Source organism: Geomesophilobacter sediminis, from assembly GCF_016458275.1.
GTDB lineage: Bacteria > Desulfobacterota > Desulfuromonadia > Geobacterales > Geobacteraceae > Geomesophilobacter > Geomesophilobacter sediminis.
The window spans coordinates 114260-135678 of sequence record NZ_JAEMHM010000011.1 but is presented as its reverse complement, the minus strand read 5'-3'; the positions used below and the strand labels follow the sequence as shown (position 1 = coordinate 135678).

The window sequence follows — 21419 nt, the reverse complement described above, 5'->3', positions numbered from 1 at the left end:
ATGGACATCACGTTCGTCACGGTGAACTACAACACGAAAAAGCTCTTGCAAGAGATGGTCTCCTTCTTTGCCGGGACGGAGTTTCCATTCAGCTATTCCTTCGTGGTCGTCGATAACGACTCCCGAGATGGGTCCGTAGCATACCTTGCCCAGGCTCCTGGGGTTGTTCCCATTCTCAACCGGGAGAACTGCGGCTACGGCAGAGCCATGAACCAGGGGATCGCGGCCAGCGACAGCCGCTACGTTTGTATCCTGAACACGGACCTCATTTTGAATCGGGCGGCGCTGGTGGCGCTCTGGGAGTACTTGGAATCGCACCCAGAGACGGGACTAGCCTGCCCACTGATCTGTGACCCGGGCACTTTGAAGCCGCAGAACTTCATCTTCCACGAAAGCCTTCTCGAGCATTACGTGGAAACGGTTTCACGGTCGCGGGCTCGCGCGCTGCGCCGCCAGATGGTGGAGGCTCGGGAACCGTTCCCGGTCCAAGGGGTGATGGGCTCATTCATGATCCTGCGCCGTTCCCTCATTGGGGAGGAAGGTCTCTTCGACGAGGATTTCATCTTCTACTACGAGGACACTGACCTGGCCCACCGCCTCAAGGCGCGGGGGGTCCGCTGCATGGTACTCCCCGAGCACCAGATCGTGCATCTTGGCGGTCAGTCGAGCTCGAACCTCTCCTCACTGCAGGTGTTCCTGAACAGCCGGCACCGGTACCTGATGAAGCATTTCGGGGTGCGGCACACCCGCAACATCCTGTGCATGGTCTGGTGGCGGACCTGGATTGGACTGCAGAAGTACCGGACCAAAGCCGTTCTCCTTCGGCGCGACTCGGACAAAAAGAAACTTGCCTTCATGCAGCGCAACTGCGGCGAACTTGGCCGACTGATAGCTGGCACGAGGTAGCACATAGGAATAGGTGGAACATGGCAAAGGTATCAGCATACATCATCGGGTATAACGAGGAGCGCAACATCGGGGATGCGGTGAAGAGCGTCCTTTGGGCCGACGAGGTGGTCTTCGTCGACTCCTTCAGCACGGACCGCTCCGCCGAGATCGCCGAGTCGCTCGGGGCGCGGGTGGTCCAGGTCCCCTTCGAGGGGTTCGGCAAGCTCCGCACCGCTGCCATCAACTCGACCAAGTACGAGTGGGTCTTCAGCCTCGACACCGACGAGCGCTGCACCGAGGCCGCCCGTGACGAGATCCGTGAGCTGATCGAGAAGCCGGACGCGAAAGACGTCTACTACACGCCGCGCCGCAACGTCTTCATGGGCCGCTGGATCCGCCACTGCGGCTTCTATCCGGACTTCCGGCAGCCGCAGCTCTTCCGCCGCGACAAGATGACCTTTGACGAGGGGATGGTCCACGAGGGGTTCACGATCCACGGCAGCATCGGCTACATGAAGAACTACATCTGGCAGTTCCCCTACCGCGACCTCTCCCAGCTGATCGGCAAGATGGAGCGCTACTCGAGCCTGGGGGCCATCAAGCTTTCCGACCGGGGCCGCAATGCCTCCATGGCGCGTGCCTTCTTTTCCGGGCTCGCCGCGTTCATCAGGATCTACTTCCTCAAGCTCGGCTTTTTGGACGGCTGGCCCGGGTTCGTGATCTCCTTCGCCAACTTCGAGGGGACCTTCTACCGCTACGCCAAAGGGGTCGAGCTGAAATCCGACTGGAGCGGGACGGAGACTGCGAGCTATGAGGGGTAACCTCTCCGTCGGGGTGATCGTCTCCACCTACAACTCCCCGGCCTACCTGGCACGGGTCCTGGAGGGATACCGCCTCCAGAGCCGCTATCCGGACGAGCTTATCGTCGCCGACGACGGCTCCGGTCCGGAGACCGCGCAGGTGGTGGAGGAATTCGCCGCCCGGGCACCGTTTCCGGTGCGTCACGTCTGGCACGAGGACAACGGTTTTCGCCTGGCGGAGATCCGCAATCGCGCCATCGCCCGGGCCGAAAGCGATTACCTCATCTTCACCGACGGCGACTGCGTCCCCCATCCCTGTTTCGTCGCGGACCACGCCCGCGCCTTCCGCCCGGGGAGCTTCGTCACCGGGAAGAGGATGCTGGTCGGCAAGGATCTTTCGCCGACGTTTCTTTGGAAGGGCTTTGCCGGGGCGCTGGCCTCCTGTCTGACCGGAGGCCTTTCCGGCGGGCATCATCTGGTCCGGCTCCCCTGGTATAACCCCGGCAAAAAAGGCATCCGCGGCCTGCGCGGCTGCAACATCGCCGTCGCCCGGGCGGATCTTCTCGAAATCAACGGATTCAACGAGCAGATCGTTGGCTGGGGGAGGGAGGATTCGGAGCTGGTGGGACGGCTGTTCGCGCTGGGGCGAAGCCGGAGGGAGACACCGTTTTCTGCGATTGTTTTCCATCTGTGGCACCCGGAGAACAGCCGGGCGAGCCTGGAGGAAAACGACCGGCTCCTCAAGGAGAGCCTGGAGTCCGGGAGCTACCGCTGTCCCTGCGGGATCGTGAAGGAGTAGAAGTCGTGCTCGACGTAGCATTCATAACCGTTAACTACAACACCAGGGAGCTGCTGGAGTCGCTGATCAATTTTTTCCGGCAGGCGCGGCTCCCTTTTTCCTTTAGCGTGACCGTGGTCGACAACGGTTCCACCGACGGCTCGCTGGAGTTTCTGGACACCGTGCCTGAGGTACTGACCCTGAAAATGGGGGAGAACCTCGGCTACGGCAAGGCGATGAACCGTGGGATCGCACAGAGCCACGCCCGCTACCTCTGCCTGATCAACACCGACGTGGAGCTCAACGAGCAGGCGCTCACCGCCCTGGTCGAGCACCTGGACCGGCATCGGGAGGTTCAAGTCGCTTCCCCGGTGATCCGCTACGCCGACGGCCGCATCCAGGGATTCTTCTTCAAGTTCGGGCTCCCGACCCTGTACCTCGACCTGTACAAGAAGCTGTGCAACTCGCTGATCAAGCGCAAGGTGGCATCGGCGCAGCGCCCGCTGCGGGTCGACGGGATCGCCGGGGCCTTCATCTTCTGCCGCAGCTCGCTCGCCCGCCACGGCAAGCTCTTCGACGAGAACTTCTTCTTCTATTACGAGGACACCGAGCTGGCGCACCGCTTGTACCAGGCGGGGCACCGCTGCGAGGTGCTGCCGCGGGAGAGCATCATCCACTACGGCGGCGGTTCCAGTTCGCCGCGGCATATCCAGCTTTTCTACGCCGGGAAATACCGCTACGTCCGGTTGCTCCACGGTGACGGCCATGCCCGTGCCGTCATGCTGCAGGACCTGATGCGGGTGGGGGCCAAGCGTCTTTTCTACGAGCTTGTCGGGCGCGTCGCACCCTCGGAGCACATCAACCGGAAGCGGGAAAGCTATTCCTACGTGGCCCAGACCCTGAACGAACTCCAGTCGGGCACGCAGGACCGGAAGGCGCTATGAGAGTGTTGATCGTCAAGACCTCGTCTTTGGGAGACGTGATCCACGCACTCCCGTTGCTCGACTACCTGAAACAGGCGGTCCCCGGGGTGGAGATCGACTGGGTGGTGGAGGAGCCCTTCCGGATGATCCTGGAAGGAAACCCGCACCTAAGCCGGCTCTTCACCGTCCGGACCAAGGCATGGCGCAAGAGCCCCTTGGCGGCCGAGACGCGGCGCGAGGTCGCCGAGCTCAAGGAAGCACTGAGGGCACGGGACTACGACATGGTCTTCGACGTCCAGGGGAACTTCAAGAGCGGCCTGATCGGCTGGCTCACCGGATGCGCCGAGCGGATCGGCTTTGACCGGGAGACGGTGCGCGAGCCGCTCAACCTCCTTTTCACCACGCGGCGGGTTCCGATGCGCAAGCTGGACTACCACGTGACCGAGAAGTACCTGCGGGTGGTGAGCGTCCCGTTCGGCAAAGATTTCCGGACCATGCAACTTGTCTCGGAGATCGTCACCTCACCCCAGGAGGACGCCAACGCGGCGGCGCTGATGGCGACCCTTTCCGACGGGCTGGTCTTTCTTTTCCACTGCGGCACTTCCTGGAGGACGAAACTCTGGGCGCAGACCCGTTGGGTCGAGCTGGGGCGCGAGATCCTGGATACCTTCCGGGAGGCGTCCATTCTTTTAACCTGGGGGGACCAGGCGGAGCGGGATCGTGCCACCGAGATCGCCCGCGAGATCGGCCCCGGCGCCCGCGTCATCGACCGTTACCCGCTCAAGGCGTTGACCGCGATCCTGAAGAAGGTCGATCTCGTGGTTGCCGGCGACACCGGACCGGTTCATATCGCCGCCGCCGTGGGGACGCCGACCGTTTCCATCTTCCGGGCCACCGACGGAAAACTGACCGGGCCGCGCGGCGAGCTCCATGTTGCCGTGCAGTCGCCTTTGCACTGCGCCAAGTGCGGCCGCAAGGAATGCGACAAGGACCGTCAGTGCAGCGAAAGCGTGAAGGTCGAGCCGGTACTGGCCGCGGTGAAGAAATTGCTGGGACAATGAATAAGTCGAAGCCTTTGCACTCCCCCCTTTGAAAAAGGTGAGACGGGGGGGATTTGCCTTTGAGCTGTTCCGACCTTAAGCGAGGCAAAACCTTCTGAGTAAGTAGCCAAGACGTCCCCTCTCCTTCAAGGAGAGGGACAGGGTGAGGATGGGGTTCATTGGGGCAACTTTCTCTTTGGACAAGACCTCACACCCTGACATGGGCGGCTCAAAACCAAATCCCCTAAATCTCCCTTAGCAAAAGGGGATTTCAAAACACTGCCTTAAGTCAGCCAAGACTGTTAAGGCTGATGGGAATGCCCCCGTCCCTTCCTTGCGAGGAAGGTCATGGAGTTACTGGGTTGAAAATCGCCATCGTTCGCCTCTCCTCGCTGGGAGACATCATCTTCTGCATGGCCTCGCTGCAGGTGATTCGCCGTCACCTGCCGGAGTGCTCCATCACCTGGTTCGCGGATAGGAAGTTCGCCGACATCCTCGACTACCAGAAGGATCTGGAGCGCGTGGTCAAGGTCGACCTGAAGGGGCTGAAGAAGTCCTTTTCTTTCGACAAGCTGCGCCAGGAGTACCGGCAGGTGGCGGAGTGCGGACCGTTCGACATGGTGATCGACATGCACGGGATGATCAAGGCCGCGGCGATCGCCCGGAAGGTCGGGACCCGGACTGCCGGGTTTGCCCGCGACGTGGTGAAGGAGCCGCTGGCGACGTTTTTGTACGACAAGAAGATCTCGATCCCGCTGGAGATGAACACGGTCTACCGCTACACGAGCCTTGCCGCCCAGGCGCTGGGGTTCGAGTTCGACGAGAACGAGCTCCGCGAGAAGGAGCCCTTCATCTTTCACGGTCCGCAGGACGCCGCCGCCTCCGATCCCTTTCTCCGCAGCGACCGGAAAAACATCATCTTCGTGGTCGGCTCCACCTGGGAATCGCGCAACTACCCCAAGGAGCGGCTGGTGACCATCGCCAACGCACTGCGGGAAAACATCCTGATCTGCCACGGGTCGGCGGCGGAGCTTGAAACCGCCAACTACATCGCCGAGCATTGCGAGTACGCAAAGGTGCTGCCGAAGCTTTCCATCAACCAACTGAAGGCGGCGATCAGCCGGGCGGATCTGCTGATCGGGGGAGACACCGGGCCGACCCATATCGCCTGGGCGAACAACATCCCCTGCGTGGTCCTCTTCGGCCCGACCCCGGCGCACCGGATCTATCCCGGCTCCAAGTGCAAGATTCTCAAGTCGAGTTCGGTGGTGCGCGAAGAGAAGCTGAACAAGAACGATTTCTCGATCCGGGAGCTCAAGGAAGAGACCATCATCGCCCTGGCGCAGGAACTGCTTCGCGGCTGAGGCGCGGCGAAACAATGGAATTGTAGGTAGTAAGCGTGGGAGCGCCTTTCCGGGCGCGATTTTTCGGCATTGATCGCGCCCGGAAGGGCGCTCCCACAGTCATGCCGACGGCCCGAGGCTAAGGGGGCAACCCGGAAGCTTCGGTCAAGGGGGGACAATGAAGATACTCGTAACCGGCGCCGCGGGCTTCATCGGCTTCCATCTGGCTCAAAGGCTGCTCGACGACGGGCACCGGGTGGTCGGGATCGACAACCTGAACGAATACTACGACGTGGGGCTCAAAAACGCCCGTCTGAAGCGGCTTGAAGGACGCGACGGCTTCTCCTTCGTCAAGCTCGACCTCGCCGACCGGGACGGCATGGCGGCGCTTTTTGCCCGGGAGGGGGTCGACGCGGTGGTCAACCTCGCCGCCCAGGCCGGGGTCCGCTACTCGGTCGTGAACCCCTACGCCTACCTCGACAGCAACCTGGCCGGGTTCCTCAACGTCCTGGAGGGGTGCCGCCACAACAAGGTCGGGCACCTGGTCTACGCATCGTCGAGCTCGGTCTACGGCGCCAACACGACGATGCCGTTTTCGGTGCACCACAACGTGGATCACCCGGTTTCCCTCTACGCGGCGACCAAAAAGGCCAACGAGCTCATGGCGCACACCTACTCGAGCCTCTATGGCATCCCCACGACGGGGCTGCGTTTCTTCACGGTGTACGGACCGTGGGGGCGGCCGGATATGGCCCTTTTCCTCTTCACCAAGGCGATCCTGGAAGGGCGCCCGATCGACGTTTTCAACTACGGCAAGATGAAGCGCGACTTCACCTACGTGGGGGACATCGTGGAAGGGGTGGTCCGGGTGATCGGCCGGGTGCCGGCGGGTAGCCCCGGCTGGAGCGGCGCGGATCCCGATCCCGGAACGAGCTTCGCCCCGTACCGCATCTACAACATCGGCAACAACCAACCGGTGGAACTGCTCCGCTTCATCGAAGTGCTGGAGCAGGCGCTCGGCAAGGAAGCGAAGAAGAACCTCCTGCCGCTGCAGGCGGGGGACGTCCCGGAAACCTACGCCGACGTGGACGACCTCACCGCCGAGGTCGGTTTCCGCCCCGCCACCAGCATCGAGGAAGGGGTGGGACAATTCGTGGCGTGGTACCGGGAATACTACGGGGTGTAGCTCGTGGCACTCTGTTGCGGGGACCGCTCGGTCCGATCTGACTCCCGCGAGAGTGATCCTTTTAGCATAGTTCAAGGAACGTAACACATGACCGCTTCACCCGCAGCGCCCTTCGCTCGTGAATTCAACCGCTTCTTCGGTTTCACTTCCCGCTACCTCGCGTTCTGGCTCCTGTACTTCTTCCTCTGCCGGATAGCTTTCGTCGCCTACCATGGCACGAAAGCGGCCTCGCTCTCTGCCGCCACCTCTGCCGGCATCTTCGCCCACGGCGCCTACATCGACCTTTCCGCCGCCTGCTATCTCACCATTCTCCCTTTCCTGGTGTGGATGGTTTCAAGCTATCTCCCCTTCCGGGGGGCACGCTCCCTGGTTTCCTGGTACAGCCGCTGCTGCATCGTGGTGGTCGCGGTGATCTCGGTCGGCGACCTGCAGGTTTACAAGGAGTGGGGCACCAAGGTGAACGCCCAGGCGATCGCCTACCTGCGCTACCCCAAGGAGGCGTTCGCCTCGGTCTCCTCCTCGCCGCTGCTCCTCCTGGTGCTGCTCGCCCTATCCCTTGCTTTGGCGGGACATTTCCTCTACGCCCGGATCGGTCGGGGGCTTCCTTTTGAGCCGGCGCCAGCCGGGGGCGTGGTGCGGATCCCGCTCTTCCTGGTGTTCGGGGGACTGATCTTTTTGGGGATCCGCGGCAGCGTGGGACAGGCGCCCATGAACCCGAGCTTCGCCTACTTCTCCCCCAACCAGTTCGCCAACCACGCCGCCATCAACCCGGAGTGGAACCTCCTCTACGACGTGAAGTACTACCTGCGCGACCACGGCAATGCCTACGTCTACCTCGACCCTGCCGACGCGCGCAGCCGCACCGAACGGCTGATGCGCACCAGCCTCCCCAACGACACCGAGTCCATCCTCACCACGAACCGTCCCAACATCGTGGTCTTCATCCTGGAGAGCTGGACCGCCGACGTCGTCGCTTCCTTGGGGGCGGAAAAGGGGATCACCCCCAACTTCGAAGATCTGGTCTCCCAGGGGATGCTCTTCACCAACTTCTTCGCCAACGGGTACCGAAGCTCCTACGGCATCCCGGCCGTGCTGGGCGGTTTCCCCTCGACCCCGGACGGCAGCGTCCTGAACCACCCGCTCAAGATGGAGCGGCTGCCGACCCTGGGGGGCGTCCTCAAGAAGGCGGGGTACGCGTCGAGCTTTCACTATGGGGGGGATGACCGTTTCGACGACATGATCGCCTTCATCGTCCATTCCGGGTTCGACAAGGTCGTGGACCGGGAGGCTTTCGACAAGAAGGACATGAACTCGAAGTGGGGGGCGCAGGACCACGTCCTCTTCCAGCGGGTGATCGACGATCTCAACAAGCAGCGGCAGCCGTTTTTCTCCGCCATGTTCACCCTGAGCAGCCACGAGCCGTTCGAGGTGCCGATGACCCCGGTTTATCCCGGCAAGGACGAGGTGGCGCTGTTCAAAAACGCGGTCCACTACAGCGACCGGAGCCTGAAGGGGTTCTTCGAGCGGGCCCGCAAGCAGAGCTGGTATCCCAATACCCTCTTCGTCTTCGTCGCCGATCACGGCCACACCCTGCCGCTGCACCGCAACTCCTATCAGCCCGAGCGGTTCCGCATCCCGCTTTTGCTTTACGGTGAGGTGCTGAAGAAGCAATACCGCGGGGTGAAGAACCCCGGCTTCGGTTCCCAGTCGGACATCGCCGCCACGTTGCTCGCCCAGTTGGGGCTTTCCCACGACGAGTTTCTCTGGAGCAACAACCTGCTCAACCGACGGCGCAATGACTACGCCTTTTACAATTCCACCGAGGGATTTGCCCTGGCGACCCCGGAGCAGATCACGGTCTTCAGCCACCAGTCGAAAAAGGTGATCCAGCGCAGCCGTTCCGGCCGCACGCCGGTCCAGGATGCCGAATCGCTCAAGGACACCCAGGCCTACATGCAGTACCTCTACGACAAGTACTCCCGGCTCTAAGGCCGGCAAAGTCCTTTGGGAAAGGAGCCACCCATGAAATACCAGCCGCTCGATTTTTCCGGCATTACCACCTACCCCATCGCCGAGCGCAACAACAAGGTCAGCGTGAAGGACGACTTCGCCGGTCCGGTGACCGCCGGGATGTCGGTCACCGATCTTTTGGCCGCCCTCCCCAACCAGCTCGGGGCGCAGGCGCTCAACCGGGTCATCGACGCGGTGGTCGGGGCGCGGGAAAAAGGGAAGCCGGTGATGGTCGCCATGGGTGGGCACGTGATCAAGTGCGGACTGCAGCCGGTGCTGAAGGCGCTCATCGACGCCGACGTCATCTCGGCGATTGCCTTAAACGGTGCCGGCTCGATCCACGACTACGAGATCGCGCTGATCGGTGCGACCAGCGAGGACGTCGGGGCGGTGTTGCATGCGGGCAACTTCGGGATGGCGCGGGAGACCGGCATCGACATCAACGAGGCGATCCGGAAGGGGGTCGAGCAGGGGCTGGGCTACGGCGAGTCGGTGGGGAGGGCGATCCTGGATCGGGAGCTCCCCTATCGGGAGCAGAGCCTGCAGGCGGTCTGCGTGGCGAAGGGGATTCCGGTGACGGTGCACGTGGCGGTGGGTACCGACATCACCCACCAGCACCCCTCCGCCGACGGCGCGGTGATCGGCGAGGCGAGCTACCGCGATTTCCGGCTCTTCACCTCGGTGGTGTCCCAGTTGGGCGACGGCGGCGTGTATCTCAACATCGGGAGCGCGGTGCTGCTACCGGAGGTTTTCCTGAAGGCGCTTTCCGTGGCGCAAAACCTCGGCTACCACGTCGACCATTTCACCACCGCCAACTTCGACATGCAGCAGCACTACCGGCCGCTGACCAACGTGGTGAAGCGTCCGACCTCCGGCGAGAGCCGCGGCTACACGGTCACCGGCCACCACGAGATCATGCTCCCGCTTTTGGCGGCGGCAATCCTCGATAAAATCCGGTGAACCCGTTCGACGTTCGGCGTTCGACGTTCGACGTCTTTCGGACCGACGTTCGATGCCGGGTATGTTATCCTCTCCGCTTGGCTTTTGACACCCTGGCACGAACGGAGGTCGGCATGAGGATTGAAAAGTTCGAGGATTTGGATTGTTGGCAACAGGCCCGGGTATTGGTGAGATTAATCTACAGCGGGATGGGGCACTGCAAGGACTTTGGCTTCAAAGACCAAATACAGCGTGCTGCGGTCTCGGTGATGTCCAATATTGCTGAAGGGTTTGAAAGAGGCAGCAACCGCGACTTTATCAACTTCTTAACCATCTCCCGCGCATCTTTGTCAGAAGTGAAGAGTTTGAATTATGTGGCCCTCGACGTAGGGTACTTCGATCCGAAGAACTTTCAGCTGGTGGACAGTCATTGCTCCCGGCTGACCAACCTCCTGAACGGATTCATCCGTTTCTTAAGAACAAAGCAAAAACCTCCAATTGCATAGATTCAACGCCGAACGCCGAACGTCGAACGTCGAACGTCGAACGCCGAACGTCGAACGGTTTTTATGCCTCCAGCACCTCCCGCACCTTTTCGGCGAGGGCCTGCATCTGGAAGGGCTTGTGCAGGAAATGCTGGCCGGTTTCGATCCTGCCCCGCTCCGCCATGATCTCGGCGGTGTACCCCGAGATGAACAGGCATTTCAGCCCCGGCTGCTGCGCGGCAAGCCGCTCCGCCAGATCGCGCCCGTTCATCCCGGGCATGATGATGTCGGTGATCAAAAGGTCGACCTCCCCGATCTGCGCGGCGATCTCCAGGGCCTCCTGGGGGGAACCCGCCGCCACCACGTGGTACCCCAGGTTGGTGAGCATCGCCGTCCCGAGGTTCTTGATCGCTTCCTCGTCCTCGACGAACAGGATCGTTTCGTACCCCCCGACCAGCACCATCGGTTTCTCCGGCTGGGGCTGGACGGCGCCCTTCTCCGCCGGGAGGAAGATGCTGAAGGTGGTTCCCTCCCCCGGCTCGCTGTAAACCTTGATGTGCCCCCCGTTTTGCTTCAGGATGCCGTACACCGTGGCCAGCCCGAGGCCGGTGCCGTGCCCGAGCCCCTTGGTGGTGAAGAAGGGTTCGAAAATGTGCTCCAGCACCTCCGCCGACATGCCGCTACCGTTGTCGGTAACCGACAACAGGACGTAGTCGCCGGCGGGGATGGCCGTGAGGGCCCCGACCTCGGAGCGCATCATGGTGAAGTTTTCGGTGCGGATCTCCAGGCGGCCGACCCCGGCGATCGCGTCGCGGGCGTTGACGCAGAGGTTCGCGAGCATCTGGTCCACCTGGGTCGGATCGATCTTCACCCGCCACAGTTCCTGGGCCGGGTGCCAGTCGAGCTCGATGTCCTCCCCGATCAGGCGCCGGAGCATCTTGAGCGTCGCCGAGATGTTGTCGTTTAAGTCGATGACCCGGGGCTGAACCTCCTGCTTGCGCGCAAATGCCAAAAGCTGCCGGGTGATGGCCGCGGAGCGGTCGGCGGCGTCGAGGATTTCCTCCAGGGTCTTGCGCAGGTGAGGGGGGACATTGCGGTCCATCAGGGCGAGCTCGGCGCGTCCCATGATGATCCCCAGCATGTTGTTGAAGTCGTGCGCGACCCCGCCGGCCAGCCTTCCCACCGATTCCATCTTCTGGGCCTGGATCAGCTGCTGCTCCATGCGCCGGTGGTCGGTGATGTCGGTCAAGATGGAGAGCAGGCGCCGCTCGCCACCGATCGGGATGATCCGCCCCGCGTAGTTGATGGTCACCGCTTTCCCACCCTTGGTGTGGTAGGTCAGTTCCAGGTTCTGCACCTGCCCGTCCGCCCGGATCCCCTCGAAGATCTTGTTCCGCTCCTCAGCGGTGATGACCCCCAGTTCCACGAACCGCTTGCCGACCGCCTCCTCCTTGGTGAAGCCGAAGAGCTCCTCGAAGCGCCGGTTGATGTTGATGCATTTGCTGTCTTCGATGGAGCTGATCGCCATGGCGGTCGGGGCGTGTTCGAAGGCGCTGGCGAAACGCTCGTTGCTTTCCCTGAGCGATTCCTCCACCCGCAGCCGTTCGGCGACGTCCCAGGCGAAGTCGGCAAAGCGCGTCACCACGTCCAGGTCCTCGTCGGTGTAGTCGATGGGGCGGTTGCCGACGCCGAAAACGGCAACCACCCGGTCCGAGCGGAAAATGGGGACGGCCAGTTCCCGGACCACGGCCGGATGCCCGTCCGGGAGCCCCTTGCGGTCCGGAAGCGCGGCGTAATCGTTGTGGACCAGGGGGCGGCGGCCCCGGACACAGTCGGCCCAGACCCCGCTGGTGCACGGGTTGTGCAGCGCCCCCTCCCGGGTGCCGCAGAGGGTGCGGGTCCGGGTGGACCAGCCGGAGTGGGTGACCGCGTTTTGGTCCTCGGAGACAAAGTGGCAGAAGCTGATGCTGCTGTCGGTGAGGACTTCGAGCTGGTCCAGGGCGCGGGTCAGGACCTCGTCCAGGGGGTGGGAGAGGCCGAACCGGATCAGGTCGACCCGCGCCTTGAGGACCTTTTCCTCCCGCCGGTTTTTGGTGATGTCCTGCCAGATGCAGTGGTAGATCCCCTTGCCGCCCACCACGGAGTACTGGGCCTTCACCAGGACGTTTCTCGGTTCCCCCTGTTTGGTCCGCTGCAGGGTCTCGAACTCCTCGCTCCCCTGGCTTACCACCTTGCGGATCCGGTCGCGGGCGTCGGCGGCGGTCTCCAGGATGTCGATCTCCTCCACCTTGAGCCGGCGGAATTCCTCACGGGTATAGCCGAGCTGCCGGCAGGCCTGATCGTTGAAGTCGATCAGGGTGCCGCGCTCCACGTCGATGATCACGATCCCGTAGGAACTGAGTTGGAAGAGGGAGCGGTAGATGAGTTCGCTTTCGGCGAGCCGGTTTTGGAGCCTGAGCCGTTCGGTGATGTCGGTGTCGGCACCGCGGAAGCCGACCATCGTGCCGGCCTCGTCGAGGACCGCGAAAGCGTTGGTGGAGACCCAGACGGTCTCGCCGGACTTGGCGCGGACCGGGGTGACCAGGTCGACGAAGGAGCTTTTCCTGGCAAAGGCGGCCTCCGCCTCGGCCCGGTAGCGGTCCCCGGCTTCGCCGTGCAGCTCGTGGAAGCGCCTTTTCCCGACGAGTTCCTCGCTCAGGTAGCCCCATACCGACTCCGCGACCGGGCTCACGTGGGTGTAGAGCCCGGTGGTATCGGTTTCCCAGGTGATGGTGCGGCTTTGCCGGGCGAGCTGGCTGAAGCGCTCCGTGGTCTCTCGAAGCTCCTCGTCCATCCGGTGCCGCTGGCGCCATCCGGAAAGGACCCGGCCCAAAAGCGCGGTGATCACCGGGTAGATGACGATCACCGGCAGGGGGAGGTGATCCAGCGCCTTGGCCTGGAGTTCCCGCGGCAGCAGGAACATGCAGGCGATCATCGCCGCGTGCACCACGATCCCGAAGAGGTACAGGCCGGAGAGGGAGAGCTTGTCGAGACGCCCCGACGGAAGGCGCTTCCAGAGAATGCCGAGCATTCCCGCGCTGACGATGGTGGCGACCCCCATGGCCGCGCCGCCGCCCCCCAGGTGGAGCCGGTATGCAGTCGCCAGGGCCATGGCGATGATGGTGGAAAGGGTGGGGAAGAAGAAGCCGGAGAGGCCGAGGAGGATGGTGCGGGTGTCGAAGATGATGCCGGAGCTGAAGACGACCGGGCACTTCATGAGCAGTACCGCCATCGCCCCGAGAATGACCCCGGTCACCGCCTGGCGCGGCAGGGGGCGCGCCAGGCGCGCCCGTTCCGGCGAGAAGGTGTCGTAGAGGATCCCCAGGGTGAGCAGGAGGGCCGCGTTGTTGACCAAGCCGATGAAGATACTGTTGTTCATGGCGCCTATGCTGATGCTGCTCTGGATTAGATCGGAGAAATCTGCTCGGACGTCAGTATCAAATACGGGTGCGGCAAAATGCTCGCCGATACTAGCATTGTTTTGGTCCCTTATACAACTGCCCGTTGCCCGAAGAAGCGGGAATTTTTGCCAAAATCAATCCCCGGGTGGCGCGGCCCAAGCCTTCGTGCCGTATCTTCTTGTTCAGCTGCCGTCAACTGTTGTATAGTGAGCAGTCTTGTCGGGGCGCCGGTTGCGGCGCCGCCTCAGGAGAGCGTCACCTCGGTCGGAGGCAATGTGGAAAGAAGAGAAGTGGAATCCCTTTTCGAACGGGCGCCGGAAGTACGTGCCCTGGTGATCGGGGATCTGATGTTGGACGAGTACCTTTGGGGCAAGGCGGAGCGGATCTCCCCGGAGGCCCCGGTCCAGGTGGTGGACGTGATGCGGGAAGACCTGCGGCTCGGCGGGGCGGGAAACGTGGTGAACAACCTCGCCGCCCTGGGATGCGCAGTGTCGGTCTGCGGCGTCATCGGCGATGACGACAACGGTGCGCTGCTCAGGCGCGCCTTCGAAGGGAAAAACGTGGAGCTGGACGGGGTCTTCGTGGAGCCGGGGCGCCGGACCAGCAAGAAGACCCGGATCATCGCCGCCAACCAGCAGATCGTCCGGATCGACCGGGAGACCAAGTCGGCCGTCACCGAGCAGAGCGAGACGGCGATCCTCGATTACCTGGCCGTCGCGGCGCACCGCTTCGACGTCATCCTGGTTTCCGATTACCTCAAGGGGGTGCTCACCCCGAACGTCCTTGCCGCCGTATGCGAGGCGGGGCGGGTCCTGGGCAAACCGGTGGTGATCGATCCCAAGGGGAACGATTACCGCAAATACCGCGGGGCCACGCTGCTCACCCCGAACCGCAAGGAGGCCGAAATCGCCTCCGGCATCCCCATCACCGACGCCGAGAGCCTGGACCGTGCCGCCGCGGCGCTCTTAGGCGAGCTCGAACTGGGGGCGCTTTTGATCACCCGCAGCGAGGCGGGGATGTCGCTTTTCCCCCGCGAGGGTGGGGCGGTCCACATCCCGACCGTGGCGCGCGAGGTCTACGACGTCACCGGCGCCGGCGACACCGTCTTGTCGGTGCTCTCCCTGGGACTTGCCTGCGGCCTTCCGCTGGCCGACGCCGCCTGGATCTCCAATGTCGCCGCCGGCATCGCGGTCGGCAAACTGGGGACCTCCACGGTGTCGCCCGAAGAGATCGTGGCCGAGGTCGGCCACGGGCACAAGGACAGCGTCTCCAAGATCAAGAACCTCGACGTCCTCAGCCATCTGGTGGCCATGGAGCGGGAGCGGGGCAAAAAAGTGGTCTTCACCAACGGCTGCTTCGACCTTTTGCACGTGGGCCATGTGAAGTACCTGCAGAAGGCACGCAGCTTCGGCGACGTCCTGATCGTCGGGCTCAACTCGGACGCCTCGGTGAAAAGGCTCAAGGGAGAAAGCCGGCCGCTGATCGTTGAGGCGGAGCGGGCCCACATCCTGGCGGCCCTGGACTGCATCGACTACGTGGTCCTCTTCGAGGAGGACACCCCGCTGCGCCTGATCGAGGCGCTCAAGCCGGCGGTCCTGGTGAAGGGGGGCGACTACACCCTGGACGGCGTGGTCGGGCGCGAAGTGGTCGAGGCTTCGGGAGGAAGGGTCGAACTCGTGGAGTTCGTCGACGGCAGATCCACCTCCCGCATCATCGACCGGATCCGCGCGAGCGAAGGCAGGTAGAGATTCTCCTTGCCCCGCAGCGGCGGGGCGGGCTATTTTACGCGTATTTAAATTTTTCGGAGGATGCATGAAGAAAGCATTGATAACGGGCATCACCGGCCAGGACGGTTCGTACCTCGCCGAACTCTTGCTCGGCAAGGGATATCAGGTTCACGGGATGATCCGCCGCTCCTCGTCGTTCAATACCGGCCGCATCGACCATATCTACCGCGATCCCCACGAAAGCGACACGAACCTCCTGCTTCACTACGGCGACCTCAACGACGCGAGCTCGATCAACCATATCCTGCGCGAGATCCGCCCCGACGAGATCTACAACCTCGGTGCCCAAAGCCACGTCCGGGTCTCCTTCGACGTCCCCGAATACACCGCCGAGGTCGACGCCCTGGGCGCGGTGCGCATTCTGGAAGGGATCCGGGAGACCGGCATCAATACCCGCTTCTATCAGGCATCCTCTTCGGAGCTGTACGGCAAGGTGGTGGAAACCCCCCAGAAGGAGACCACTCCCTTCTATCCCCGCTCCCCCTACGCCTGCGCCAAGGCCTACGCCTACTACATCACCCAGAACTACCGCGAGAGCTACGGGATGTTCGCCTGCAACGGGATCCTCTTCAACCACGAGTCCCCGCGCCGCGGCGAGACCTTCGTGACCCGGAAGATCACCCGGGCCGCCGCCCGGATCAAGCTCGGGATGCAGAGGTGCCTGTACCTGGGAAACATCGAAGCCAAGCGTGACTGGGGTTTCGCCGGCGACTACGTCGAGGCGATGTGGCGCATGCTGCAGGCCTCGGAGGCGGGTGACTACGTGGTCGCCACCGGCGAGACCTACACGGTCCGCTCCTTTGCCGAGCTGGTCTTCGCGCGGCTCGACATGCCGCTGATCTGGCAGGGGGAAGGGGTGCACGAGAAGGGAATCGACTCCAAGACCGGCAAGATCGTCGTCGAGATCGACCCGAAGTACTTCCGCCCCGCCGAGGTCGATCTCCTTCTGGGGGACGCGACCAAGGCCAAGCGCGAGCTCGGCTGGGCGCCGCAGACCTCCTACCGCGAGCTGGTGGAGATGATGACCGACGCCGACCTGGAACTCGCGCAGCGGGAGCTTCGGGCCAATGGATAAGGGGGCGCGCATCTTCGTCGCCGGCCACCGCGGGCTGGTCGGTTCGGCCATCGTCCGGACCCTCCAGGCCGCCGGGTACCGCAACCTGATTACGCGGACCAGCGCCGAGCTCGACCTGCGCGAGCAGGGGGCGACCCGGGCCTTCTTCGAGAAGGAGCGCCCCGAGTATGTCTTCATCGCCGCGGCCAAGGTCGGGGGGATCGTCGCCAACAACAGCTACCCCGCTGAGTTCATCTACGACAACCTGATGATCCAGAACAACGTGATCCACGCGTCGTATCTGAGCGGGGTGCAAAAGCTCCTCCTTTTGGGGAGCACCTGCATCTACCCGAAGCTCGCGCCGCAGCCGATCCGCGAGGACGCGCTCCTGACCGGCCCGCTGGAGCCGACCAACGAGCCGTACGCCATCGCGAAGATCGCCGGGATCAAGATGTGCCAGTCCTACAACCGGCAGTACGGGACCCGGTACATCTGCGCCATGCCGACGAACCTCTACGGCCCCAACGACAACTTCGACCTCACCACCTCGCACGTGCTCCCTGCCTTCATCCGCAAGTTCCACGAGGCGAAGGCGTCGGGAGCTGAAAACGTGGTGATCTGGGGGAGCGGTACCCCGTACCGCGAGTTCGTCCACGTCGACGACGTCGCCGAGGCGTCCCTGTTCCTGATGGAAAACTACGAAGGATGGGAGCCGGTGAACATCGGCAGCGGGGAGGAGCTGACCATCCGGGCGCTGGCCGAGCAGGTGGCGGCGGTGGTCGGGTTTAAGGGGGGGCTCGTCTTCGATGCGAGCAAACCGGACGGGACCCCGCGCAAGCTCAGCGACGTGAGCCGGATTCACGAGTTGGGCTGGCGGCACCGGATCACCCTGGAAGAGGGGCTCAACTCCACCTACGCCTGGTACCTGGAAAACCAGGGGGGCGGGGTGAGAGGCTAGGGTCCGGGGGGCTGGTCCCTTCGGCGCCGGTCTCCCTTCGTGGACCGATTGGGCCGACCGGTCTGATCCGTCCGATCGGAGCTGAACCTCGGTCGAAACCGCGGCAAATTATTGAGAGGGCGCGCTTTTTGCGTCCTTTTTCAATCTCTGTGCCAAAACGGCTCGTTTGCCGGCAAAAACGCTTTACACCAATTTTCGATGATGGTATACTTCAGCACGCATTCATGGATAAAGCCAATAATATCAAGCGTCTACTCGCCTTCGTGGCGGTCGTTGCCGCCCTCGCCCTGATCGTCACGATTTTCGTGCGCAGCCGGGGGGGCAAAGCGCCGGCCCTGGTTCCCCGACTCCCGGTCAAGGTGGGAGTCTCCTTAAGCGGCATCCACTTCACCGAGACCCGGGAAGGGGTGAAGAAGTGGGACCTCTCCGCGGACCGTGCCGAATACAACCGGGAAACCAACAAGACTTCCCTGTTCAAGGTGCGGCTTCTCATCACCGACAAAAGTGCCGGGGATTTCAAGGTAACCGCCGAGCGCGCCGAATACGACCATGCCACCAAGAACGTCCGCCTCACCGGTCACGTGGAGGGGGACGGCAGCAAGGGGACGCATTTCGCCACCGAAAGCCTCACCTATCTCGCTGCGCCTTCCCGGCTGGAGACCGGGGACAAGGTGAACTTCAGCGACCGGGGGATGACGGTGGAAGGTGTAGGGATGAAGTTTTGGACGCAAACACGAAGATTGCAGCTGCTCAGCGCGGTTGCCGCGGAGTTCGGAGGGAGAAGATGATGCGATCGACCCTTTTCGGGGCGCTGCTCCTCCTTTTGCTGAGCTCTCTCGCCGGGGCGGCCTCCACCAGCAGCGAACCATTAAAAATTAAATCAAACGAGCTCCATGCCGATAATGAGAAGAAGACCGCGGTCTTTGAGGGGAAGGTGGTCGCCCGCCAGGGGGACATGACCCTGCTCGCCGACCGGGTGGTCATCAGCTACGGCGCCGACGGCCATGAACTGAGCCGGGTGGAGGCGTTCGGCAACGTCCGGATCCACCAGGGGACCCGGCAGGCATTCGGCTCCCACGCCACCTACGACAACAAGGCGCGCAAGATCATCCTCGACGGTTCTCCCAAGGTGCTCCAGGGTGAGGACGTCATCACCGGAAAGGTGATCACCTACTACGTCGACGAGCAAAAGAGCGAGGTGACCGGCGGACCCAACGAGCGGGTGGAAGCGGTAATCCACCCCGGAGGCAAGGATGCCGGCAAAAAACCGTAGCACCCTCTACACCGAGGGGCTCGCCAAGGGGTTCGACCGGCGCATGGTGGTGAAGGGGGTGGACCTCACGGTCTCCTCCGGCGAGGTGGTCGGGCTGCTCGGCCCCAACGGCGCCGGCAAGACCACCACCTTCTACATGGTGGTAGGATTGGCCCGTCCCGACGCCGGGCAGGTTTACCTGAACGGCGAGGCGATCACCGGGCTCCCCATGTACCAGCGGGCCCGCCGCGGCATCAGCTACCTGCCGCAGGAGCCGTCGGTCTTCCGCCGGCTCACGGTGCGGGACAACCTGCTGGCGGTCCTGGAGACCATGCCGATCTCGCCGGCGCGCCGTCGCGAGCGGGTCGAGGAGCTCCTGGGGGAATTCCGGATCGAGCACATCGCCGGGAGCCGCGGTTTCGCCCTCTCCGGGGGGGAACGGCGCCGGGTCGAGATCGCCCGGGCTCTGGCGACCGATCCCGCCTTCATCCTGCTCGACGAGCCGTTTGCCGGGATCGACCCGATCGCGGTGATCGACATCCAGAACATCATCACCTCCCTGAAGGGAAAGGGGCTCGGGGTGCTCATCTCCGACCACAACGTCCGCGAGACGCTCGGGGTGTGCGACAAGGCCTACATCATGAGTTCCGGTGAGGTGCTCGAATGCGGCGACCCGGTGCAGATCTCCCAGAGCAAGAAGGCGCGCGAGATCTACCTCGGGGAAAAATTCCGGCTCTGAACAGCCGCTGCGGGAGATTTTTCCGCAGATGCATTATAATTAAAAGCAGGGGAGGGGGCGGCGAAGCGGCGCGGGACGCGGCGTGAGCTTACCCAGCCGAGCCCGCCGACAGTTTTCATGAGTTTTACCGCTTCCGCGGCGCCGACGGCGTCGGGGCGGTAAACGCGACTTCCGGCAGTACGCAGAATCTTCTCCGGTTTTTAGAAGAGGTGTTATGGCTATCGAGATGCGCCAGCAGATGAAAATGAGCCAGCAGCTGGTGATGACCCCCCAGTTGCAGCAGGCCATCAAGCTTCTCCAGCTCTCGCGGCTGGAGCTGCAGGATGTGGTGCGTCAGGAGCTCGAGGAAAATCCCATCCTGGACGAGGTCCCTGAGCAGGAAGAGATCCGGGAGCCCGAGCAGATCGAGCTCTCCGAGAAGGAGGCGGAGCCGGAGTCGGCGGCAAGCGACTTCCAGGAGGTGCGGGCCGGCGAGGAAACCCGCGACACCGACTGGGACTCCTACATCGACGGCTACAACTACAGCGCCGGCGAACAGTACTACGACGACGAGGAGCGCCCCTCCTTCGAGAACCTTTTGACCAAGAAGTCGACCCTCGCCGACCACCTCCTCTGGCAGCTGAGCCTGGTCCGCTTCACGGAAGGGGAGATGGCCATCGGCGCCGAGATCATCGGCAACATCGACGAGGACGGCTACCTGCGCGCCACCGTGGAGGACATCGCCACCGCCTGCGTGCTGGTGGAGCCGTTTCGCCACCAGGTGCTCGGCGAGGCGGGTCTCACCGAGAAATCCGCGGCCGCCGAGATCACCGAGGCGTCGGACCGCTTCGCCGACCAGGTGCTCAAGCCCCAGGTCCTTCCGGTCCTGAAAAGGATCCAGGAGTTCGACCCGGTCGGCGTCGGGGCCCGCGACCTGCGCGAGTGTCTGCTCCTCCAGGTGGAGAGCCTGGGAATGGGGGGGACCATCGTCGAGGCGCTTTTGCGCGACCACCTCAAGGACCTGGAGAGCCGCAAGTACAAGCAGGCCGCCAAGGTGCTCGGGGTCGAGATCGCCGACATCCTCGCCGCCTCCAAGATCATCGCCGAACTGGACCCCAAGCCGGGGCGGATGTTCGGCCAGGAGGACGTTCAGTACATCTCCGCCGATATCTTCGTGCACAAGGTGGGCGACGACTACGTGGTCCTCTTGAACGACGATGGCATGCCCAACCTCAGGATCAACCCGCTCTACACCAACGAGGCGAAGGTGGGGCGCTCCCTGGACAAGCAGGCCGAGGAGTACATCGGCGACAAGATGCGCTCCGCGATGTGGCTCATCAAGAGCATCCAGCAGCGCCAGCGCACCATCTTCAAGGTGGCCAAGAGCCTGGTGAAGTTTCAGCGCGACTTTTTGGACCGCGGCATCGAGTACCTGCGCCCCCTGGTCCTGCGCGACATCGCCGAGGACATCGGGATGCACGAGTCGACCATCAGCCGCGTCACCACCAACAAGTACATGCAGACCCCGCAGGGGCTCTTCGAACTGAAGTACTTCTTCAACTCCGGCATCTCCACCGGGGAGGGGGACTTCATCGCTTCGGAGAGCGTGAAGAGCAAGATCAAGGAGCTCGTGGACGCCGAGGACCCCAAGCGCCCTTACAGCGACCAGCGCCTGGCCGAGCTTCTTTCCACCCACAACATCGTCATCGCCAGGCGGACGGTTACGAAGTATCGCGAGATGCTTCGGATTGGATCCTCCTCGGAGCGCAAGAAGCATTTCTAGTTTCCATCGGCCTTTCCCTGCCGCGACCGGGGGGA

18 protein-coding genes are annotated in these 21419 nt (G+C 63.1%); 17 read left to right on the top strand and 1 reads right to left on the bottom strand.

From position 1 onward, the window contains the following. From JFN93_RS14625 to JFN93_RS14580, 10 genes are all read left to right on the top strand, one after another. A complete protein-coding gene (locus JFN93_RS14625; RefSeq protein ID WP_199384837.1) occupies positions 1 to 906 on the top strand; it encodes a glycosyltransferase family 2 protein in 906 nt (301 codons plus the stop codon). Positions 907 to 926: 20 nt separating this feature from the next. Further along, positions 927 to 1709, top strand: coding sequence for a glycosyltransferase family 2 protein (locus JFN93_RS14620; RefSeq protein ID WP_199384836.1), 783 nt, complete (start codon positions 927 to 929; stop codon positions 1707 to 1709). Beyond that, entirely contained in the window at positions 1699 to 2487 is a 789-nt protein-coding gene (locus tag JFN93_RS14615) for a glycosyltransferase family 2 protein (protein ID WP_199384835.1), read from the top strand. Before JFN93_RS14620 ends, JFN93_RS14615 begins: the two co-directional genes overlap by 11 nt. A 5-nt stretch (positions 2488 to 2492) precedes the next feature. Next, positions 2493 to 3410 (top strand): glycosyltransferase family 2 protein, encoded by a 918-nt coding sequence (locus JFN93_RS14610; protein WP_199384834.1) that lies wholly within the window; start codon positions 2493 to 2495, stop codon positions 3408 to 3410. Beyond that, on the top strand, positions 3407 to 4450 hold the full coding sequence (waaC, locus tag JFN93_RS14605) for a lipopolysaccharide heptosyltransferase I (RefSeq protein ID WP_199384833.1): 1044 nt from the start codon (positions 3407 to 3409) through the stop codon (positions 4448 to 4450). The genes JFN93_RS14610 and waaC (JFN93_RS14605) overlap by 4 nt, the downstream gene beginning before the upstream one ends. Positions 4451 to 4791: 341 nt before the next feature. Then, positions 4792 to 5793, top strand: a complete 1002-nt coding sequence (gene waaC, locus JFN93_RS14600; RefSeq protein WP_199384832.1) for a lipopolysaccharide heptosyltransferase I — start codon at positions 4792 to 4794, stop codon at positions 5791 to 5793. Between the two features lie 157 nt (positions 5794 to 5950). Then, on the top strand, positions 5951 to 6958 hold the full coding sequence (locus tag JFN93_RS14595) for an NAD-dependent epimerase (RefSeq protein ID WP_199384831.1): 1008 nt from the start codon (positions 5951 to 5953) through the stop codon (positions 6956 to 6958). A gap of 87 nt (positions 6959 to 7045) precedes the next feature. After that, positions 7046 to 8947 (top strand): LTA synthase family protein, encoded by a 1902-nt coding sequence (locus JFN93_RS14590; protein ID WP_199384830.1) that lies wholly within the window; start codon positions 7046 to 7048, stop codon positions 8945 to 8947. 33 nt (positions 8948 to 8980) lie between these two features. Beyond that, positions 8981 to 9928 carry a hypothetical protein gene (locus JFN93_RS14585; RefSeq protein WP_199384829.1) on the top strand — a complete coding sequence of 316 codons (948 nt, stop codon included), beginning with the start codon at positions 8981 to 8983 and terminating at the stop codon, positions 9926 to 9928. Between the two features lie 113 nt (positions 9929 to 10041). Continuing rightward, entirely contained in the window at positions 10042 to 10413 is a 372-nt protein-coding gene (locus JFN93_RS14580; RefSeq protein ID WP_199384828.1) for a four helix bundle protein, read from the top strand. A gap of 61 nt (positions 10414 to 10474) precedes the next feature. Here the strand turns inward: JFN93_RS14580 and JFN93_RS14575 are convergent, their stop codons facing one another. Next, a complete protein-coding gene (locus JFN93_RS14575; RefSeq protein ID WP_199384827.1) occupies positions 10475 to 13810 on the bottom strand; it encodes a PAS domain S-box protein in 3336 nt (1111 codons plus the stop codon). Positions 13811 to 14107: 297 nt separating this feature from the next. On the opposite strand from JFN93_RS14575, the gene hldE reads away from it, so the two are divergent. The 7 genes from hldE to rpoN all read left to right on the top strand — a co-directional run bounded on the left by hldE (position 14108) and on the right by rpoN (position 21384). Beyond that, positions 14108 to 15577 carry a bifunctional D-glycero-beta-D-manno-heptose-7-phosphate kinase/D-glycero-beta-D-manno-heptose 1-phosphate adenylyltransferase HldE gene (hldE, locus tag JFN93_RS14570; protein WP_199384826.1) on the top strand — a complete coding sequence of 490 codons (1470 nt, stop codon included), beginning with the start codon at positions 14108 to 14110 and terminating at the stop codon, positions 15575 to 15577. Between the two features lie 67 nt (positions 15578 to 15644). After that, complete coding sequence (gmd, locus tag JFN93_RS14565) at positions 15645 to 16694, top strand: GDP-mannose 4,6-dehydratase (RefSeq protein ID WP_199384825.1); 1050 nt, start codon at positions 15645 to 15647, stop codon at positions 16692 to 16694. Continuing rightward, positions 16687 to 17631, top strand: a complete 945-nt coding sequence (gene fcl, locus JFN93_RS14560) for a GDP-L-fucose synthase (protein ID WP_199384824.1) — start codon at positions 16687 to 16689, stop codon at positions 17629 to 17631. Before gmd ends, fcl begins: the two co-directional genes overlap by 8 nt. A gap of 224 nt (positions 17632 to 17855) precedes the next feature. Continuing rightward, positions 17856 to 18419 carry an LPS export ABC transporter periplasmic protein LptC gene (lptC, locus tag JFN93_RS14555; RefSeq protein ID WP_199384823.1) on the top strand — a complete coding sequence of 188 codons (564 nt, stop codon included), beginning with the start codon at positions 17856 to 17858 and terminating at the stop codon, positions 18417 to 18419. Next, on the top strand, positions 18416 to 18904 hold the full coding sequence (gene lptA / locus JFN93_RS14550; RefSeq protein WP_199384822.1) for a lipopolysaccharide transport periplasmic protein LptA: 489 nt from the start codon (positions 18416 to 18418) through the stop codon (positions 18902 to 18904). Before lptC ends, lptA begins: the two co-directional genes overlap by 4 nt. Beyond that, positions 18885 to 19622 carry an LPS export ABC transporter ATP-binding protein gene (lptB, locus tag JFN93_RS14545; protein ID WP_199384821.1) on the top strand — a complete coding sequence of 246 codons (738 nt, stop codon included), beginning with the start codon at positions 18885 to 18887 and terminating at the stop codon, positions 19620 to 19622. Before lptA ends, lptB begins: the two co-directional genes overlap by 20 nt. A 214-nt stretch (positions 19623 to 19836) precedes the next feature. Next, a complete protein-coding gene (gene rpoN / locus JFN93_RS14540; RefSeq protein WP_199384820.1) occupies positions 19837 to 21384 on the top strand; it encodes an RNA polymerase factor sigma-54 in 1548 nt (515 codons plus the stop codon). Positions 21385 to 21419 lie beyond the last annotated feature (35 nt).

Bases quoted from the DNA above. Each gene is read 5' to 3' on its own strand.
- JFN93_RS14625 (WP_199384837.1), top strand. From the start codon at position 1: ATGGACATCACGTTCGTCACGGTGAACTACAACACGAAAAAGCTCTTG.
- JFN93_RS14620 (WP_199384836.1), top strand. From the start codon at position 927: ATGGCAAAGGTATCAGCATACATCATCGGGTATAACGAGGAGCGCAAC.
- JFN93_RS14615 (WP_199384835.1), top strand. From the start codon at position 1,699: ATGAGGGGTAACCTCTCCGTCGGGGTGATCGTCTCCACCTACAACTCC.
- waaC (WP_199384833.1), top strand. From the start codon at position 3,407: ATGAGAGTGTTGATCGTCAAGACCTCGTCTTTGGGAGACGTGATCCAC.
- JFN93_RS14595 (WP_199384831.1), top strand. From the start codon at position 5,951: ATGAAGATACTCGTAACCGGCGCCGCGGGCTTCATCGGCTTCCATCTG.
- JFN93_RS14590 (WP_199384830.1), top strand. From the start codon at position 7,046: ATGACCGCTTCACCCGCAGCGCCCTTCGCTCGTGAATTCAACCGCTTC.
- JFN93_RS14585 (WP_199384829.1), top strand. From the start codon at position 8,981: ATGAAATACCAGCCGCTCGATTTTTCCGGCATTACCACCTACCCCATC.
- JFN93_RS14580 (WP_199384828.1), top strand. From the start codon at position 10,042: ATGAGGATTGAAAAGTTCGAGGATTTGGATTGTTGGCAACAGGCCCGG.
- JFN93_RS14575 (WP_199384827.1), bottom strand. From the start codon at position 13,810: ATGAACAACAGTATCTTCATCGGCTTGGTCAACAACGCGGCCCTCCTG.
- gmd (WP_199384825.1), top strand. From the start codon at position 15,645: ATGAAGAAAGCATTGATAACGGGCATCACCGGCCAGGACGGTTCGTAC.
- fcl (WP_199384824.1), top strand. From the start codon at position 16,687: ATGGATAAGGGGGCGCGCATCTTCGTCGCCGGCCACCGCGGGCTGGTC.
- lptC (WP_199384823.1), top strand. From the start codon at position 17,856: ATGGATAAAGCCAATAATATCAAGCGTCTACTCGCCTTCGTGGCGGTC.
- lptA (WP_199384822.1), top strand. From the start codon at position 18,416: ATGATGCGATCGACCCTTTTCGGGGCGCTGCTCCTCCTTTTGCTGAGC.
- lptB (WP_199384821.1), top strand. From the start codon at position 18,885: ATGCCGGCAAAAAACCGTAGCACCCTCTACACCGAGGGGCTCGCCAAG.
- rpoN (WP_199384820.1), top strand. From the start codon at position 19,837: ATGGCTATCGAGATGCGCCAGCAGATGAAAATGAGCCAGCAGCTGGTG.